The following is a 17,574-nucleotide window of genomic DNA, read 5'->3' as shown; positions in this document are numbered from 1 at the left end:
TGACGCCGATAGGCTGCACCGCTAGGCGTGTTGCACAAAAGTGAGACGCACCGCAAAACCGATCAAAAGACTGCCGAATAGCCATTGCTGCACACGCTGCGCCGAGCGATTGCGTGCCAGCCACTGGCCAATGCGCGCGCCGGCCAGGGCATAGCAACAGTCGAAGACGAAACCGACTGCGACCAGAATCACCCCCAGCAAGGCGAATTGCGCCGCCACGGGGCCGGCTTGCGGGTTGATGAATTGCGGCAGCAGTACCGAACAGAACAGCAGTGCCTTGGGATTGAGCAGGTTGGTCAGCAAGCCACGTTGCAGAGCGGCACGCCAGGCACGCGTTGTCAGGGTGGCGTTGGCCGTATCGAGCGTCGGCAGCATATTTGCCCGCAGGCACTGCACCCCCAGCCACAACAGATAGGCCGCGCCGCCCAGGCGCACTACATCAAAGGTCCAGGGCGCCACCTTGAACAAGGTCGCCAAACCCATGCCCGCCAGCGCTACATGGCAGGCGCGGGCCAGTCCCAGGCCAATCGCCGTGGTCAGCGCCAGGGCCTTGCCCTGACGCGCGCCGGTCTGCAGCAGCAGGATCATGTCCGGCCCTGGCAGCAGGTACGCCACCGAAAGAGCCACCAGAAACAACCAGAGTTCCGCCATGTTCCACCCCCCTTGTGTGTCGGCCAATTCTAGGGCCGAAGGGTGGGGCAGGTGCTTGCGTAATCAGCCAGAAAAGCGTCTAGTCTTGGCACTATCTGCCACTTATTGCCATGAAAGCCATCCACTTATGCCAAATCTAAAACTCGATGCTTTTGACCGCAAGATTCTCGAAGCCCTGCAACGCGACGGCCGCCTGAGCAATGTGCAACTGGCCGACGAGATCGGGCTGTCTGCCTCACCCTGCCTGCGGCGCGTGCGCCTGCTGGAAGAAGCCGGCGTGATTCGCGGCTACCAGGCCACACTGGATCGCGATGAAGTGGGCCTGGGGATGATGGTATTCGTGGGCGTGAAGGTGGAGCGGCATAACGACACCGAAGCCAACGCCTTCCGTGAGGCAGTCACGGCGTTGCCCGAGGTGATCTCGGCGTTCCTGGTGTCGGGGGAGTCGGACTTTCTGTTGCAGGTGGTGGTTCCGGATTTGCGCGGCTATGAGCGGTTCGTCACGGGGAGTTTGCTGAAGCTGCCGGGGGTGAGGGATATCCGCAGCAACTTCGCGATCCAGACCGTGAAAACCCCAGGGGCATTGCCACTGGGGCATTTGCCGGGTTAAGCGCTTGTGACAAGCTCCCTCGCCACAGGGGTACAGCGGATTCACGATTCACCCTAACGTTGCCCGTTATCCTCAAGCGGCGCGTCAACTGCGCACGAATGCCAACAGTAGCGTGTAATCATTGTTGTCGGCAGCGCGAAGCGCTTGGATGTAGCGTTGGCGCACTTCATTAGCGGTCACCAAGTTACCGCGACCCCAGGAGAAGGGAGCAAGACCACATTGCCTCAGTAGGCAGTCGGTCATGAGGCGAGCATGTCTACCGTTGCCATTCGGAAAGGCGTGTAGCCAAACAAGTCGGTGGTGAAAGCGCACGGCAACCTCTTCTGGCGGGAAGACATTGTGTTCCAGCCAGTAAGCCATGTTGTCGAGCAACTGTCGTAAGTTGACCGCGATCTGTGTCCAATCACAGCCGATATTCTTATCGGATTTGCGGAAGGTGCCGGCCCATTTCCAAGTGTCGTCGAACATTTTCACGTGAAGCTCACGGCAGAAATGGTCGTTCAGTACATCCAGCTTTTTTGCCGCGTTATCCAACGTGAGGCTTTGAGGATGTTCTGCGCTTCCCATTCATCCAGTTCGCCCTGGGTGGCGATATGCCTCGGTTTCAGGCCAGCGACTTCGTCGGGATCGAGAGGCGCTTGGCCTGGTTTCAGTTCCAGTTCTATCGCCATAGGCGGGCCCACGAACCGTCGAGCAGTTCTCTGCGGCGTTCATCAATCTGACGTTCGATGAACGCATCAGAGGGGCGTTGGTCTTCGAGGCTCATGGAGTGTGCAACGCCTAGGATTTCTTGCTTCGCCATGAATTCGGCGCGGTCTTGGATGACTTCGTGCAGGGGCTTCTTGGGGACCAGGCCGTAGACGAGTTCACAGTCCAGTGCTGCTGCTAGCTTTCTTAGCTGTGCGAGCGATATCCGATCTTCAGCCTCGGAGCGCTCGGACTTGGTCAACGTTCCTGAGGATACGCCGGCAATTTCGGCCTGCGTTTTTAATGAGCGGCCTAATGATTCTCGGATTGCCCGCAGCCAACCGCCTGGCGGAACAGCCGCATTTTTAATGGTATTAAACGGCTCAATGGCACGTTCTACTTGAGAAAGGCGCAGTTTGTAGAGCTTGGAAGCACTCATGGTAAATGACCCTTGGTAAGCCTATAGGCTATCAATTTCGCTAATTAATATTAGCCTATAGGCATACAAATAAAGAAAAAAATAAGCCTATAGGCTAACAAAATACATAATTTTGTTTGCCTATAGGCTTAAAAATTCGTTCAAGTTGTTAATGGCAACGAAATTTACGTCCACCAATACCGCACAAGATGAAAGAAAATCGGCGCCGCAAAGCACACCGAATCCAACCGATCCAACATCCCGCCGTGCCCTTCGATCATATGGCCCCAATCCTTCACGCCGCGATCGCGTTTGATCGCCGACATCACGATGCCGCCGGCAAACCCGAGCAGGTTGATCAGCAGTGCAATCAAGAACGACTGCCACGGGTTGAACGGCGTGGTCCACCACAACGCCGCGCCGATCAGCGACGAGAGCAGGATGCCGCCGACAAAGCCTTCCACGGTTTTCGACGGTGACAGGTTCGGTGCGATCTTGTGCTTGCCGAACAATTTCCCACACACGTACTGCAAGACGTCCGACAGTTGCACCACGATCACCAGGTAGGCAATCAGCAGCAGGTTGCGGCCTTCGTAGCCGGGGATGTCGAGGGTGAGCAGGGCGGGCACGAAAGACACACAGAACACTGCGATCATCAGGCCCCACTGCACTTTCGACGCGCGTTCCAGGAAGTGCGTGCTGTCGCCACCCAGGGAGGCGAGGATCGGCAGCAGCAGGAACACGTACACCGGGATGAAGATCGAGAACAGCCCGTACCAGTCCGAGTAGATCAGCAGGTATTGCAGCGGCAGCGCCAGGTAGAACGCGGCGACCAGCGCCGGGTAGTCGCTGCGGCGGGTGGGGGTGAGGGTGAGGAATTCGCGCAGGGCGTAGAACGACACTGCGTAGAACAGCAGGATCACCGCGCCGGTGCCGAGCCAGAAGGCGATGCCGATGACCACCACCATGACCCACCAGGCGTTGATGCGCGCATTGAGGTTGTCGATGACGGCATTGGGGCTGCCACGGGTGCGCAGCTTGAGGATCAGGCCGATCAGCGAGGCGAGCACCAGGATGGCGCCGATGCCGCCGAACAACATCAGGGTTTGGCTATCCATGTCAGACAGGCTCCGGGGCAAGGGCGAGCAGGGCATCGCGGGTGCGGGCGAGGAAGGCGGTTTTGTCTTCGCCGTCTTCCAGTTGCAGCGGCGCGCCGAAGCTGGTGGTGCACAGCAGGGGCAGCGGCAGCACGCGGCCCTTGGGCATGACCCGGTTGAGATTGGCGATCCACACCGGCACCAATTCGGCCTGTGGGTAACTTTTCGCCAGGTGATACAAACCGCTTTTGAACGGCAACAGGCCGTCTTCGAGGTTGCGCGTGCCTTCGGGGAAGATGATCAGCGAATCGCCGCCTTCCAGAGCGTTGAGCATGGGTTGCAAAGGGTTATCCACAGGGTCCTTGCGTTCGCGGTCGATCAGCACGCCGTTGAACACTCGGTTGATGATGTAGCGACGCAGGGCGCTGGTATTCCAGTAATCGCTGCCGGCGACCGGGCGCGTGAATTTGCGCAGGTTCTGCGGCAGCGAGGCCCACAGCAACACGAAGTCTCCGTGGCTGCTGTGGTTGGCGAAGTAGATGCGTTGCACCGGCACCGGCGCGCAACCGAGCCACAGGCTGCGGGCGCCGGTGACGGTGCGGGCCATGGAGGTAATCAACGTGGCGACCACGGGTTCGAACATGGGGATTCCTTATCCGGCGAAAGGCAGCCAAGGGCTGGCGAGGATCACGCCCAGGGTCAGCAGCGCTTGCGCGCCCAGCAGCCAGGCTTGTTTGCGCAACAGTTTGAGCGCGCCACGACGGCGCTCGGTCCAGGGTCGGCCAACGCGCTTGGCCGATTGCAGGCCAAGGGTTTGCAAGGCCTGGTCGAGGTCCGGGGTGCGGTCGATGTCCCGGGCCAGCAGCGCGAACAGGTCGGCGTCGAAGGCCACGCGCAGCGCCCAGTACTTTTGCAGCAGCCCGAGGATAATCATCCACAGGCTCAGCAGCAGGCAGATCGGCGCAATACTCGCCATCAGCAGTTGGGCCAGGCCGAACAGTACGCCGACCAGGGTCAGGCCTGTGGATAACTGATCCAGCGAGCGACCTCGACGCAACAAGCTGGCGACAACCTGCAGTTCCATATCAGCGGGCATGGGGTAAACCCTCCAAAGCTTCACGGTGTGCGGGGTGCAGGACCACATCGGCCCGCGCTGTACGAATGATAGTCAGCGCATCCTCTATCGTCGCGGCGCGCCCGGTGTGCAGCAACCAGGCCGCGACGGCGGTGGCGCTGCGCGAATAGCCGAGGGCGCAGCACACCAGCAAGGGGCCGCTAGTGCGCAAGCGTTCGATGGCCTGCGCGGCTTGCAGGCATTCAGCGGGACTCGGGGCAATCAGGTCCAGCACTGGAATCGATTGGTAAGCGCGGCCCTGTGGATTAATCGGCAATTCGGCACAGAGATCGACGATGGCCTTGAAGGGTTCTTGCTCATTCGTTGTAGGAATACGCCCGAGCCAGACGTTATCCACAATCAGGTCAGGTTGTGGATGCTTGCGTGTCCACAGGCGTGAGTTGATCCAGGCAGCGGCCAGATAGGGTGCATACAGCCAACGCGCGGCAGGTGTCAGTTGGCCGTCGGCGCGTTTCTGGAAGCCCGCAGCGCCGAGCACGAAGTAATTGGCCTTGATCAAGGCGAGGGAAACCGCAGGCCAAAGTATCCACAGCCATGCGCCACCCATCACAAATGCAAAGATCGCCAAGGCCAAGGCGCCAAGGCCATAGCGCACACCCAACCGCCAGCGCTTGGGATCCCGCGTCAGCCGTGCATTCAATAACGGGCTCGGATGTTCCACCGGCCACAACCACACACACAGCCACCCGGCGAGGGCGCCTGTGGGTAAGTCGATAAAGTGATGTTGATAAGTGGTCAGCACTGAAATGCCGATCAACGCGAACCAGCCATGCACCAGCCAACGCCAGAATCCCTGGGTATGGCGTTGGTACATGACCCACAGGATTACCAGCAACGCGATATGCAGGGACGGCGCCTGGTTGAACGGCTTGTCGAACCCCGCCAGCACCGCAAACAGCCAGCCGAACACGCCGTCCAGCTCCGGCCGTTCGAAGGTGAAGCGCAGCGGCCAGATCAGGAAGCAGCTCACGGCGATCACCTGGGCACTCAGCAAACGCAGCGCATGTTGCTTCAGTTCATGCCGGGTGTTGGGCAGCAGCAGGGAAAACCCGTAGAGCAGGTCGATGGACCAGTAGGGCACGATGGTCCAGGCCCAGAACGGCATATGGGTTTCCCAATCGAACACCAGCGTGCCGACGTCGCTACGCTGGCTGGTCACCCAGGTGGCAAAGCCGTAGGTGCTGAAAAACAGCGGCGCCAACAGCAGCAGCCACAGGAATGCGGGTTTCAATAAGCCGGGTTCGCGCATGCTCAGATCTTCTGTGCCAGGGACACCGTGAAAATGCCCCACTCATCCACACGCTGGGTGATCTTGCGGAAACCGGCGGCTTCCACCAGTTGGTCCATTTCCGCCTGGCTGCGGCGGCGCATCACCCAGGCCTGGCCCTGGCGGTGACTGGTCAGTGCGCGTGCGATCAGCTCCAGTTGCGGGTGCCATGGCTGGCCGGTGTAGACCAGATAGCCGCCGGGCTCTACGGCCTCAGCGAGGCCCGCCAGCGAACCGCCGACCATGCCGTTATCGGCAAACAGCTCATACAGCCCGGACACCACCGCCAGCGTTGGCTTGGGTTCCAGCGCGGCGAGATCCAGGCGGTCGAATGCATCACCTTTGACGAACTGCGCAATGTCCCCCAGGCCTTTCTCGCGAATCAGCGCACCCCCGTCGCGCACGTTGATGTCGCTGTAGTCGCGCAGCAGGATCGATTCCGGCAGCGGCGACACACCCTGCAAGGCTTCGAGGATGTAGCGGCCATGACCGGCGGCGATATCCACGATACGCACTTCGCGATCCTCCCCGCGCAACTTGGCCATCGCCAAGCGCAACAGTTCTTCTACATTCAACTTGCGCTGGCGAATACCGCGCCAGCCGATGGAGTTGAGGTAGTTGGTGTCGATCATCCGTCCCAGCCCGCCCTTGCCAGTGGGCGTGTTGCGGTACACGTAGTCGAGGGTGCTACCGGAGTCGAAACCGGTGTCGAAGCCCAGCTTCACACCGTCCGAGAGGTTCTTGCCCAGGCCCATGCTGGCGCGGGTCATGCGCCAGTACAGGTCGCGCAAAGAGTTGCGCGGTAGCGGCGCGGCCAGGGCTTCGGACTCGGCGCAAGTAGCGCCCAGCTTGTCGGCGTCCAGCAGTGACGCGCGGTCCAGCGGGTGTTCGAAGTTCTGCAGGATGAAACGCCGGGCGCTGCTCACAGCAGTTGCGCGGTCGCGTTCGCCCAGGGTGTCGTGGAAGAAACCGGGGAGAATGTGCAGCTCTTTTTTCAGGCTGCCGAGGCGGTCGAAAAATTGCTGCTGGGGTTTGCGGTGCACCACAAAGTCCGAACCCGAGATCAGCAGTTGCGTCGGCACCTGGATCGCCTGGGCATCGGCGACAACCCGGTCGGCCGCTTCGTACAGGCCGAGCAGCACATTCACCGAGATCGCCTTGGTGATCAGCGGATCGCTGTCGTAGGAGGCGACGCGCTCCGGGTCATGGCTGAGGAACTTGGCCTTGACGTAACTGTTGACGAAAAAGTTGCCACGGAATTTGCGCATCAGCGCCAGGCCCGGACGGGCAAATGGCACGTAGAGCTTGACCTTGAACGCCGGGGACGCGAGCACCAGCGCGCGGATTTTTGGCGCGTAGTCGTGCACCCAGGTCGCGGCAATCACCGCGCCGACGCTTTGCGCAATGACGGCGAAGTTCTCCTCCTCGATGCCATAGGTGGCGCCGATGTGGTCGCAGAAGGTCTGCACATCACGGGCGCTGGTGGCGAAGCTGGGGCTGTCACCGCGCTCGCCGGGGGATTGGCCGTGGCCACGGGCGTCCCAGGCGAAGAAATCAAACTGCGGCAGGTTCAGCTCATCCACCAGGTGGGCGATACGTCCCGAATGCTCATGGCCGCGATGGAACAACACGATTGCCTTGCGCGGCCCGGTAGTTTCCGTGGCCGGCCAGTGCCGGTAGAAAAGCTCGACGCCGTCGTGGGTACTGAAGGTGTGCTGTTGCTGTTCGCGCATCGCAAAAATCCTTATGCAATCGGTGAGGTTTCTTGTTGTTCTTTGAGGCCCTGACGCACGCGGTTGACCAAGGTGTAGGCGAGCAGGGCGGCCACCAGCCACATCACGGCGTCGACCCAACCCGCGCCCAGCCAGCCCAGCGCCACGCCGGTGGCCAGTACCCCGAGTACGAACGCGCGATCGCTTTTGCCCATCGGCCCGTCATAACGCCGCGATGCGCCTACCATCGGCCCCAGCACGCCGGCGTATTCGCTGAACACCGCCAGCAACGCCACCAGCAGCACCGGCGCCAGGCTCACGCCGGGGATCAGCGCAAACGGCAGGATCAGCGCACTGTCGGCGATCACATCGCACAGTTCATTCAGGTAGGCGCCCAGGCGCGACTGCTGGCCGAATTCACGGGCAAGCATGCCGTCGATAGCGTTGAGCGCCATGCGCAGGATCATCCACAGCGGGATCAGCGCAAACAGCCACAGGTGTTGGGCGAAGCTGGCAATCAGCAGGCCGACCAGCAAGGAAATCACGCCGGCCAGCACGGTGATCTGGTTGGCGGTGGTGCCATTGTCATAGAGGCGCTGCACAAGAGGGCGCAGCAGGTTTTGAAAACGCGGCTTGAGCTGATAGATCGAAATCATGGGGAGTGACGCTTCCTTGTCCGTGGACCCGCGAAAAACTGTTCTGGAGTGTGCCCGATTCTTCGTGGCCTGCACCAGTGATGGCGTGTGTTTCTGGGGGTTTAGTCACGGTCTGCTTCTAAGCAAACAAAAATTTCACGCCTTGTGTTATATCGTAACTAATTGTGTGCGAGCGGACATAAGTGGATGCAAGTGGATCTGGAAGCTGACGGCGCTTCGGTGGAAGGCCTTCCGCGTTTTCAACAGGGGCTTTTCCATGCCCGGCGATTGCGCCAGGCCGGTATCAGCCTGACGGTGTTGGCCGTTGCCGGCTGGGTGCTGGCGCTGTTTGTCGCGTTGTTTGCGCCGCTGTCGATCTGGCCGGTGGTGTTGATCAACTGTGCGTCGGCGTTGTTATTGTTGGTGGCCGGCTTGCAATCGGCGTGGTGGGTGGCGGATTGGCGTGCGCAGGCGTTGGAAGAACCGTCGGTTGATGCGCCGGTTGAAGACGCAAGCCGCTACGCGCGCCTTCTGGAGCGCTTTGGCAAACAGATCGGTACGCCAGTGTTGTGGCTCGGCGGCTGGTCGTTGCTGGCGTTGGTCAGCATTGTCGAGTTCTGGAACCTAGCCTTGCCCGCCGCAGCGATCGGTCAATCGGCAAGCATCGGCGCCGCCCTGGCGTTGGGGTTGGCGTTTGGTGTGCTGGTGTTTGAACGCCGCCTTGCCCAGGAGACCACCGCGCAATGGCCGGAAGCCTCGCAACTGGCGCAGTTGAGTCGGGTGGCGATTATTTGCCTGGTGGTCAGTGCGGTGTGCCTGCTGTTTGCCGGGGCCAACGCCGTCTGGCCCCTGAGGTTGGCTGTATTGATCGGCGTGCTGCCGGCGCTCGTCTCGCTGGAGTTTCTATTAAGAGCCGTGCTGTCCCTGTTCAGCCCACGCCAGCCACGCCTCGAACCGCGCCTGATGGCGCAAAGCTTTATCGCCGGATTGTTACGCTGGCCGCCGCAACCCTTGCTCGCGCTGCAGCATGAATTGCACAACCGCTTTGGTATCGACCTGCGCCAGATCTGGGCATTTACCTACATGCGCCGGGCGTTCCTGCCGGTGTTGCTGGTGGTGCTGGCGGTAGGCTGGGCGCTTACTGGCGTGCACGAAGTGCCCCTGCAAGGTCGTGGGATCTATGAACGTTTCGGCAAGCCGGTGCAGGTGTTCGGCCCTGGCTTGCATGCGGGATTGCCATGGCCATTGGGCCGCGTGATCAGTGTGGAAAACGGCGTGGTGCATGAACTGGCCACTAGCGTCAGCGAAGCCGCTACACCGGAGCTGGCGCCTGCCGAAGGCCCGGCGCCGCTGATCGCCAACCGTTTGTGGGACGCCAGCCATGTGAATGACAAGTCCCAGGTGATCGCCAGCAGCAGCGGCGACAAACAGAGCTTCCAGATCGTCAATATGGATGTGCGGTTCGTCTACCGCATCGGCCTCACCGACCAGGCCGCGCTCGCCGCCACCTATAACAGCGCGGACGTGCCGACCCTGATCCGCAGCACCGCCAGCCGCATCCTCGTACATGACTTCGCCTCGCGCACCCTCGACGAATTGCTCGGCGAACAACGCACGAGCCTGGCCGACGAAATCGGCCGCGCCGTGCAGGCCGACCTGCAAACACTCGACAGCGGCGTAGAAATTCTCGCCACGGTGGTGGAGGCGATTCACCCACCGGCCGGCGCCGCCAACGCTTACCACGGTGTGCAAGCTGCGCAGATCGGTGCCCAGGCCCTGATTTCCCGCGAACGCGGTGCGGCCAGCGAGCAAACCAACCAGGCGTTGCTGCAAGCCAGCACCGCCCGCGATCAGGCCACAGCCACTGCCCGTGAAGTGAACGCGGGCGCCCAGGCGGCCAACCTGCGTTTTGCCGCCGAACAAAAGGCCTACGCCACGGCCGGCCAGGCGTTCGTGTTGGAACAGTACCTCGGCCAACTCAGCCAGGGCCTGGCCCACGCCAAGCTGCTGATTCTGGATCATCGCCTGGGTGCCGACGGCGCGCCGACGATCGATCTGCGTTCTTTTACCTTGCCGGCCGATCCTTCGGTGCCGCGTAAAGCCGTTCAATAAGGAGTCTGTCTGTTGAGCGCTCATTCTCACGATCACGGTCATCATCACGGCCATCACCACCACCATCATCACGGTGACGAACAAGCGGCCGGCCCGTTCCCTTGGCGGCGTATGGCCTGGGCGCTGTTGCTGGTGCTGTTTGCGGTCGCTGCCGCCAGCCTGGTGCAGGTGCGTTCCGGCGAGGCCACGGTGATTACCCGTTTCGGTAACCCGTCGCGGGTGCTGTTGGAACCGGGCCTGGGCTGGCGTTGGCCGGCGCCGTTCGAAGCGGCGATCCCGGTGGACCTGCGCCTGCGCACCACCTCCAGCGGTTTGCAGGATGTGGGTACCCGCGACGGCCTGCGCATCATCGTGCAGGCGTACGTGGCCTGGCAGGTGCAGGGCGACGCAGACAACGTGCAGCGCTTCATGCGCGCCGTGCAGAACCAACCGGATGAAGCGGCGCGGCAGATTCGTACCTTCGTGGGTTCGGCGCTGGAAACCACGGCGGCCAGCTTCGACCTGTCCAGCCTGATCAACACCGACGCCAGCCAAGTGCGCATCGCTGATTTCGAGGCGCAGTTGCGCCAGCAGATTGATCAACAATTGCTCACCACGTATGGCGTGCGCGTGGCCCAGGTCGGCATCGAACGCCTGACTTTGCCTTCGGTCACCCTCACCGCCACAGTCGACCGCATGCGCGCCGAGCGTGAAACCATCGCCACCGAACGCACCGCCGTGGGCAAGCGTGAAGCTGCGCAGATTCGCTCCGCCGCCGAGCGTGATGCGCGCATCGTGCAGGCCGATGCCACGGTGAAGGCTGCCGATATCGAGGCCCAGTCGCGGGTTGAAGCGGCGCAGATTTATGGTCGCGCCTACGCGGGTAATCCACAGCTGTACAACCTGCTGCGGTCCCTCGACACCCTGGGCACCGTGGTCACGCCAGGCACCAGGATCATCCTGCGCACCGACGCGGCGCCGTTCCGCGCCTTGGTGGACGGGCCGAAGGACGTCCAGCCATGACGATGCGTGACAGCCCGGACAGCCCCTGGATCCAGGCCGGGCGCCTGACCTTCCTGGCGCTGTACGCGGTGACGGTATTGGCGGCGTTGGCCTGGGCGTTTTCCAATGTGCGCCAGATCGACCCGCAGAACCGTGCGGTGGTCCTGCATTTTGGCGCCCTCGACCGTATTCAGAATGCCGGGCTGTTGCTGGCGTGGCCGCAGCCGTTCGAGCAGGTGGTGTTGCTACCGGCGGCTGACCGCGTGATCGAACGCCGGGTGGAGAACCTGCTGCGCTCCGACGCGGCGGTCCAGGCCGACCGTGTGGCCAGCTTCGCCACGCCCTTGAGTGATGCGCTGGCGGGTTCCGGTTACCTGCTGACCGGCGATGCCGGCGTGGTGCAACTGGATGTGCGGGTGTTCTACAAAGTCACCGAACCCTATGCCTTTGTGTTGCAGGGCGATCATGTGCTGCCGGCCCTGGATCGACTGGTGACGCGCAGCGCCGTGGCCCTCACCGCGGCGCGGGACTTGGACACGATTCTGGTGGCGCGACCTGAACTGATCGGCACCGACAACGGCGCCGCCGAGCGCCGTGAGCGGTTGCGTGGCGACTTGGTGCAAGGCATCAATAAACGCCTCACGGAATTGGCTTCTACGGGATTGGGATTGGGCATCGAAGTCACCCGTGTCGATGTGCAATCGAGCCTGCCGGGCCCGGCAGTCAATGCGTTCAACGCCGTGCTGACCGCCAGCCAGCAAGCCGACAAGGCCGTGGCCAACGCCCGCACCGACGCGGAAAAACTCACCCAGACCGCCACCCAACAGGCCGACCGCCTGGTGCAAGTCGCCCACGCCCAGGCCAGCGAACGCCTGGCCAATGCCCAGGCGCAAACCGCAACCGTCGCCAGCCTGGCCCAGGTGAAAGACCCGGGTTTGCTGCTGCGCCTGTACCGCGAGCGCGTGCCGAAAATTCTCGGCCAGGCCGGTTCTGTGACCACGGTCGATCCGAAAGACGACTCCCGCTTGATCATCCAGGGAGCCGAACAATGAGCGCACCCATGCTGACCTCCGCCGAACAGCGCAGCGCTGCCCGGCAATTGACCCTGGCCATGCTGGCCTTGGGGTTGCTGGTGCTGGGCCTGGTATGGCGCTGGCTCGCGCCCGACCAGACCGGCGTGAGCCAGTTGCTGCTGGGCGTCGCGTCCTTGCTGGTGGCCGTGCCGGTGATGCGTTCGGCCTGGTACAGCCTGCGGTTTCCGAGTTTGCATGGCATCACCGATCAACTGATCGCCCTGGCCATGCTCGGTGCCTGGGCCACAGGGGATCTGCTGACGGCGGCGTTGCTGCCGATCATCATGATCTTCGGCCATGTGTTGGAAGAGCGCAGCGTGATCGGCTCCCAGGAAGCGATCCATGCTCTGGGCAAGCTGACGCGCAGCCACGCGCGCTTGGTGCAGGCCGACGGCAGCATTGTCGAAGTGGATAACGGCACGCTGAATACCGGCGATGTGGTCGAGGTGCGCGCCGGTGACCGGGTGCCGGCTGATGGCGTGGTGCTGTCGGGCCAGGCGAGCCTGGACACGGCGCCGATTACCGGTGAGTCGGTGCCGTTGGAAGCCAGTGTGGGCGTGCAGGTGTTTGGCGGGGCGATCAACCTGGATGGCTTGCTGCGCCTGCAAGTGACGCGCACGGGCAATGAATCCACCTTGGGCAAAGTCATCGCGCTGATGCAGAACGCCGAGCGCGCCAAGCCGCCGATCACACGCCTGCTGGAACGCTATGCCGGCAGCTATATGGTGCTGGTGTTGTTGCTGGCGGCGGTGACCTGGTTTGTGACCAACGACGCCCAGGCGATGCTCGCGGTGCTGGTGGCGGCATGCCCGTGCGCGTTGGTGCTGTCGGCGCCGGCCACGGCGATTGCCGGGATAGCGGTCGCGGCGCGGCATGGGATTTTGATTCGCAGCTCGGCGTTTCTGGAAGAGCTGGCGGACCTGACCTCGTTGGTGGTCGACAAAACCGGCACGCTGACCTTCGGCACCCTGCGCCTGCAATCCATCGAAGCCACCGCGCCGGATCGGCAGGTGCTGCTCAATCTCGCGGCCAGCCTGGGCTCCGCGAGCAGCCATCCGGTCAGCCGGGCGTTGGCGGGGTTGGCAACGCAGGAACAACTGCTGGCGTTGACGGATATTCGCGAACGCCAGGGGCTGGGTGTCGTGGCGCAAACCGATCAGGGCGAAGCGGCCTTGGGTCGGCCGGAATTGTTCGAGCAACTGGGCATCGTCACCACCGCTGTGCCGAATCACGATGGCCCCATCGCCGGGCTGGCGCTGAATGGGCAATTCCTCGCCTGGTTGCTGCTGGCCGACAGCGTCAAGCCGGAGGCACGCCAGGCCCTGCAAGAACTGCGTGATCTGGGCCTGGGTCGCCAACTGCTGCTTACCGGCGATCGCCAAAGCGTGGCCAACAGCCTGGCGCTGGAGGTCGGCATCAGCGATGTCGAAGCCCAGGCCCTACCGGAAGACAAGCTCAACCGCGTGTTGGGTGAAATCGGCAGCGGCTTCCGCCCGATGGTGGTGGGGGATGGCATCAACGATTCCCTGGCACTCAAGGCTGGCGTAGTCGGTGTGGCCATGGGCGCGGGCGGGGCGGATATTGCCCTGGCGTCGGCGGACGTGGTGCTGATCGGCAGCGACCTGCGGCGCCTGGGCACCTGTGTGCGCTTGAGCCGCCAGTGCCGGCAGACCTTGCAGGTCAACGTGATCATCGGCCTGGGTTGGACCCTGGCCATTGTCGTGTTTGCCGCGTTTGGCTGGTTGGGTGCAGCGGGCGCCATGATTGCAGCGGTGTTGCATAACCTCAGTACCTTGCTGGTACTGGGGAATGCCGGGCGTTTGCTACGCTTCCAGGAGCCCCTTTTGAAGCTCGAAGAATAATTTTCAGAAATATTTGCACACGGCTGTAACGCGGCTGAGGGGCCTCACTCTAGTGGTGTGTCGAGACTGAACAATCCGTTCAGACCGACACCCCTACGATCATGAGGAATACAACAATGAACATCAAATCCGCTGCTGCTGGTGCCGCTCTCGCAATGGCCGCTGCCACTCTGTTTGCCGGTGTTGTCACTCAGGCTCAAGCCGCTGACACCGCCGTTCACTGCTACGGCATCAACGCGTGCAAAGGCCAGAACGACTGCAAAACCAAGGACCACGCCTGCAAAGGCCAGGGTTCTTGCAAAGGTCAGGGTTTCAAGGCAATGGCCAGTGCCGATGCCTGCACCAAGGCTGGCGGCAAAGTCGGCGAATAACCGACCGCTAAGTGCACCCGCAGCGGTCGCCCCCACCGCTGCGGACACTTTCCCAGGAGTGTCTTATGCCTACCTCTCTTCCGAGCCTTGGTTACGGCCTGGGTTTACGCAGTGAGTACTACCAACAGATCCTTGAACAATCGCCTGCGGTGGATTGGTTCGAAGTGATCTCCGAGAATTACCTGGTCCAGGGCGGTAAAGCCTTGTATTACCTGGATGCGATAGCCGAGCGTTATCCCCTGGTGATGCACGGGGTGTCCTTGTCCATCGGTGGGCCCCATGCCCTTGATACCGATTACCTGAAGCAGATCAAACAGCTCGCCGAGCGTATCCAGCCGGCGTGGGTTTCCGATCACCTGTGCTGGAGTCGCGGCAGCGCCCACCAGTTGCATGACCTGCTGCCGCTGCCTTACACCGAAGAAAGCCTCTACCACGTGGCCGCCCGTGTGCGCCAAGTGCAGGACGTGTTGCAACGCCCGTTGGTGCTGGAAAACGTCTCCAGTTATGTACGCTCGAAGGCGGACGAATTCACCGAGTGGGAATTTCTCAATGCCCTGGCCCACCTGTCGGGCTGCCAGCTGTTGCTGGACGTTAACAACGTGTACGTCAGCTCGCGCAATCATGGCTTTGACGCCTGGACGTTTATTCGTAACTTGCCGCCGGAAAGCGTCCGCCAGCTGCATCTGGCGGGGCATATGGACTATGGCGATTACGTGGTCGACACCCATGACCATCCGGTGTGTGATCCGGTGTGGGCGCTTTATCAACAGACGCTCGAGCACCTGGGGCCCGTGTCGACGCTACTGGAACGGGATGACCATTTCCCACCCTTTGAAGAACTGCTCACCGAGCTGAGCAAGGCCCGTGAACTGGGCGCGGCCGCCCTGGCCAGGAGACAGCTATGCGCCTGACAGATTGGCAACTGGCCTTCGAGCAGCACCTGTTATCCGAAACGCCAGTGGCCAACAGTGGTTTCGCCGCCACGTTGCTGGGCGGGCCGACGCTGGATGTGGACACGGGCCTGGCGATTTACCACAACGCCTATCTCTCTCGGCTGCAGGAAGTCTTGCGGCATGACTTCAGCGCCCTCCTTTATTGGCTGGGCGATGACGAGTTTGCCGCGCTGACCGAAGCCTACCTGCGGCGCTACCCCTCGGCCCATTACAGCCTGCGCTGGCTGGGCGAGCGTTTCCCGGTGTTTATCCTTGAGCATCTGGTGGCGGAGCAGAGTGCGCCATTGGCGGAGTTGGCGCGGTTGGAGTGGGCATTCACCCTGGCATTTGATGCGCCGCAGGGCGAACCACTGACGCTGAGCGACATGGCGTCGTTGCCGCCAGAGGCGTGGCCGGTGTTGCAGGTTTCCCTGGCGCCGACGGTGCAACCGCTGCTGTGCCACTTCAACAGTGTCGCGATCTGGCGTGCCAGCAAGGACGAATCCGACTTCCCCGACAGCCACACGCTGGACCCGGCGCAGACGTGCCTGGTGTGGCGTCATCAGAATGTCTGCCATTACCGCAGCCTGGAACCCGCCGAGGCCTCTGCCCTGACGGGGATGGCGACCACCGGTTGGAGCTTTGCCGAACTGTGCGCCGAGTTGGCAGTCACTCATGCAGAGGGTGCGCCATTGCAGGCCGTTACGTGGCTGAAGCAGTGGGTCCAGGACGGGTTGCTCGAGCGCCGGGCCCCATAGAAGAGCGCTATCAAATCGATAGCCTCCTACTTTGTCTTCGGATGGTCTAACCTCTCAGCAGACGTCTGAAACAAGGGGGGACTACTCATGCTCGCGCAACTTCCACCGGCCTTACAGAATCTTCAGCTACCGCTGCGTCTTCGACTCTGGGACGGCCATGAATTCAACTTGGGCCCCGAGCCCAGTGTGACCATCGTGGTGAAGGACCCCACGGTCGTGACCAAGCTGACTCATCCAACGCTCGATTCACTGGGCGAAGCCTTTGTCGAGGGCAAATTGGAGCTGGAAGGCTCCATCGCCGAGGTCATCCGGGTGTGTGATGAATTGAGTCACGCCCTGATCGAAGACGACGAGGGGAGTCGTCCGGTGCGCTCGATCCACGACAAGGCCACTGACGCAGCGGCCATTTCCTACCATTACGACCTGTCCAACGAGTTCTACCAGCTGTGGCTGGATCAGGACATGGCGTACTCCTGCGGGTATTTCGAAACCGGCAGCGAATCCATCGACCAGGCCCAACAAGACAAATTTCGCCACTTGTGCCGCAAGTTGCGGCTGCAGCCGGGCGAGTATCTGCTGGATGTCGGCTGTGGTTGGGGTGGCTTGGCACGGTTTGCCGCGCGGGAGTTCGGGGTCAAGGTGTTTGGCATCACCTTGAGCAAGGAGCAGTTGGCGCTGGCCCGGGAACGGGTGAAAGCCGAAGGCCTGGAAGACCAGGTGGACCTGCAACTGCTCGATTACCGTGACCTGCCGCAGGACGGTCGTTTCGACAAAGTGGTCAGCGTGGGCATGTTCGAACACGTCGGTCACGCCAACCTGGCGGAATACTGCAAGACCCTGTTCGGCGCGGTGCGCGAAGGTGGCCTGGTGATGAACCACGGCATCACCGCCAAGCACACCGATGGTCGCCCTGTGGGGCGCGGCGCGGGTGAGTTCATCGAGCGCTACGTGTTCCCCAACGGCGAACTGCCGCATTTGGCGATGATGACGGCCGAGATCAGCGAAGTCGGGCTGGAAGTGGTCGACGTCGAAAGCCTGCGCCTGCACTACGCGCGTACTCTGGACCATTGGAGCGAGCGCCTGGAAGACAACCTGGAAGCGGCGGCCAAGATGGTGCCGGAGCAAGCGTTGCGTATCTGGCGGCTGTACCTGGCCGGTTGTGCCTATGCGTTTGCGCGGGGCTGGATCAACCTGCACCAGATTCTGGCGGTGAAACCCCATGCCGATGGCAGCCATGACTTGCCGTGGACACGGGAAGATATCTACCGCTGAG

19 protein-coding genes are annotated in these 17,574 nt (G+C 62.1%); 9 read left to right on the top strand and 10 right to left on the bottom strand.

What is annotated here, in order from left to right; translation table 11 throughout:
• Nucleotides 1-21: 21 nt before the first annotated feature.
• Nucleotides 22-651, bottom strand: a complete 630-nt coding sequence (locus OZ428_RS33140) for a LysE family translocator (protein WP_133078446.1) — start codon at nt 649-651, stop codon at nt 22-24.
• A 127-nt stretch (nt 652-778) separates the two neighbouring features.
• Between OZ428_RS33140 and OZ428_RS33135 the strand changes: the two genes are divergently transcribed.
• A complete protein-coding gene (locus OZ428_RS33135) occupies nt 779-1,261 on the top strand; it encodes an Lrp/AsnC family transcriptional regulator (RefSeq protein ID WP_016978705.1) in 483 nt (160 codons plus the stop codon).
• Nucleotides 1,262-1,345: 84 nt separating this feature from the next.
• On the opposite strand, the gene OZ428_RS33130 is transcribed toward OZ428_RS33135, so the two are convergent.
• The 9 genes from OZ428_RS33130 to OZ428_RS33090 form a co-directional block, all read right to left on the bottom strand.
• Nucleotides 1,346-1,729: a mobile mystery protein B gene (locus OZ428_RS33130; RefSeq protein WP_269134248.1), complete on the bottom strand. Its 384-nt coding sequence runs from the start codon at nt 1,727-1,729 to the stop codon at nt 1,346-1,348.
• Between the two features lie 32 nt (nt 1,730-1,761).
• On the bottom strand, nt 1,762-1,932 hold the full coding sequence (locus tag OZ428_RS33125; protein WP_269132362.1) for a hypothetical protein: 171 nt from the start codon (nt 1,930-1,932) through the stop codon (nt 1,762-1,764).
• The gene (locus OZ428_RS33120) at nt 1,923-2,387 is read right to left on the bottom strand and encodes a helix-turn-helix domain-containing protein (protein ID WP_269132361.1); all 465 of its coding nucleotides are present in this window, start codon (nt 2,385-2,387) and stop codon (nt 1,923-1,925) included. The genes OZ428_RS33125 and OZ428_RS33120 overlap by 10 nt, the downstream gene beginning before the upstream one ends.
• A gap of 164 nt (nt 2,388-2,551) precedes the next feature.
• The gene (locus OZ428_RS33115) at nt 2,552-3,484 is read right to left on the bottom strand and encodes a phosphatidate cytidylyltransferase (protein ID WP_010207670.1); all 933 of its coding nucleotides are present in this window, start codon (nt 3,482-3,484) and stop codon (nt 2,552-2,554) included.
• Between the two features lies 1 nt (nt 3,485).
• Entirely contained in the window at nt 3,486-4,106 is a 621-nt protein-coding gene (locus tag OZ428_RS33110; RefSeq protein ID WP_061434693.1) for a lysophospholipid acyltransferase family protein, read from the bottom strand.
• Between the two features lie 9 nt (nt 4,107-4,115).
• Nucleotides 4,116-4,559, bottom strand: coding sequence for a hypothetical protein (locus OZ428_RS33105; RefSeq protein ID WP_016978701.1), 444 nt, complete (start codon nt 4,557-4,559; stop codon nt 4,116-4,118).
• Complete coding sequence (locus OZ428_RS33100) at nt 4,549-5,847, bottom strand: phosphatase PAP2/dual specificity phosphatase family protein (protein ID WP_269132360.1); 1,299 nt, start codon at nt 5,845-5,847, stop codon at nt 4,549-4,551. Before OZ428_RS33100 ends, OZ428_RS33105 begins: the two co-directional genes overlap by 11 nt.
• A gap of 2 nt (nt 5,848-5,849) precedes the next feature.
• A complete protein-coding gene (locus tag OZ428_RS33095) occupies nt 5,850-7,598 on the bottom strand; it encodes a bifunctional alpha/beta hydrolase/class I SAM-dependent methyltransferase (protein ID WP_177052535.1) in 1,749 nt (582 codons plus the stop codon).
• An 11-nt stretch (nt 7,599-7,609) separates the two neighbouring features.
• Complete coding sequence (locus OZ428_RS33090) at nt 7,610-8,233, bottom strand: CDP-alcohol phosphatidyltransferase family protein (RefSeq protein ID WP_061434689.1); 624 nt, start codon at nt 8,231-8,233, stop codon at nt 7,610-7,612.
• Nucleotides 8,234-8,419: 186 nt separating this feature from the next.
• Here OZ428_RS33090 and hflK (OZ428_RS33085) point away from each other — a divergent pair, with 186 nt between their 5' ends.
• From hflK (OZ428_RS33085) to cfaB, 8 genes are all read left to right on the top strand, one after another.
• Complete coding sequence (gene hflK / locus OZ428_RS33085) at nt 8,420-10,324, top strand: protease modulator HflK (RefSeq protein WP_269132359.1); 1,905 nt, start codon at nt 8,420-8,422, stop codon at nt 10,322-10,324.
• 12 nt (nt 10,325-10,336) lie between these two features.
• Nucleotides 10,337-11,326 (top strand): protease modulator HflC, encoded by a 990-nt coding sequence (gene hflC, locus OZ428_RS33080; RefSeq protein WP_269132358.1) that lies wholly within the window; start codon nt 10,337-10,339, stop codon nt 11,324-11,326.
• Complete coding sequence (gene hflK, locus OZ428_RS33075; protein WP_177110923.1) at nt 11,323-12,357, top strand: protease modulator HflK; 1,035 nt, start codon at nt 11,323-11,325, stop codon at nt 12,355-12,357. The genes hflC and hflK (OZ428_RS33075) overlap by 4 nt, the downstream gene beginning before the upstream one ends.
• A complete protein-coding gene (locus tag OZ428_RS33070) occupies nt 12,354-14,240 on the top strand; it encodes a cation-translocating P-type ATPase (RefSeq protein WP_269132357.1) in 1,887 nt (628 codons plus the stop codon). The genes hflK (OZ428_RS33075) and OZ428_RS33070 overlap by 4 nt, the downstream gene beginning before the upstream one ends.
• A gap of 116 nt (nt 14,241-14,356) precedes the next feature.
• The gene (bufA2, locus tag OZ428_RS33065; RefSeq protein WP_010207657.1) at nt 14,357-14,611 is read left to right on the top strand and encodes a BufA2 family periplasmic bufferin-type metallophore; all 255 of its coding nucleotides are present in this window, start codon (nt 14,357-14,359) and stop codon (nt 14,609-14,611) included.
• Between the two features lie 65 nt (nt 14,612-14,676).
• Nucleotides 14,677-15,522, top strand: a complete 846-nt coding sequence (bufB, locus tag OZ428_RS33060; RefSeq protein WP_269132356.1) for an MNIO family bufferin maturase — start codon at nt 14,677-14,679, stop codon at nt 15,520-15,522.
• Nucleotides 15,513-16,301 carry an HvfC/BufC N-terminal domain-containing protein gene (locus OZ428_RS33055; RefSeq protein ID WP_269132355.1) on the top strand — a complete coding sequence of 263 codons (789 nt, stop codon included), beginning with the start codon at nt 15,513-15,515 and terminating at the stop codon, nt 16,299-16,301. Before bufB ends, OZ428_RS33055 begins: the two co-directional genes overlap by 10 nt.
• 87 nt (nt 16,302-16,388) lie before the next feature.
• Nucleotides 16,389-17,573 carry a C17 cyclopropane fatty acid synthase CfaB gene (gene cfaB, locus OZ428_RS33050; protein WP_038845439.1) on the top strand — a complete coding sequence of 395 codons (1,185 nt, stop codon included), beginning with the start codon at nt 16,389-16,391 and terminating at the stop codon, nt 17,571-17,573.
• The last annotated feature ends 1 nt before the right edge of the window (nt 17,574 follow it).

The organism is Pseudomonas sp. GXZC (genome assembly GCF_026967615.1).
Lineage (GTDB): Bacteria > Pseudomonadota > Gammaproteobacteria > Pseudomonadales > Pseudomonadaceae > Aquipseudomonas > Aquipseudomonas azotoformans_A.
This window is presented reverse-complemented; position numbering and strand designations above follow the sequence as displayed.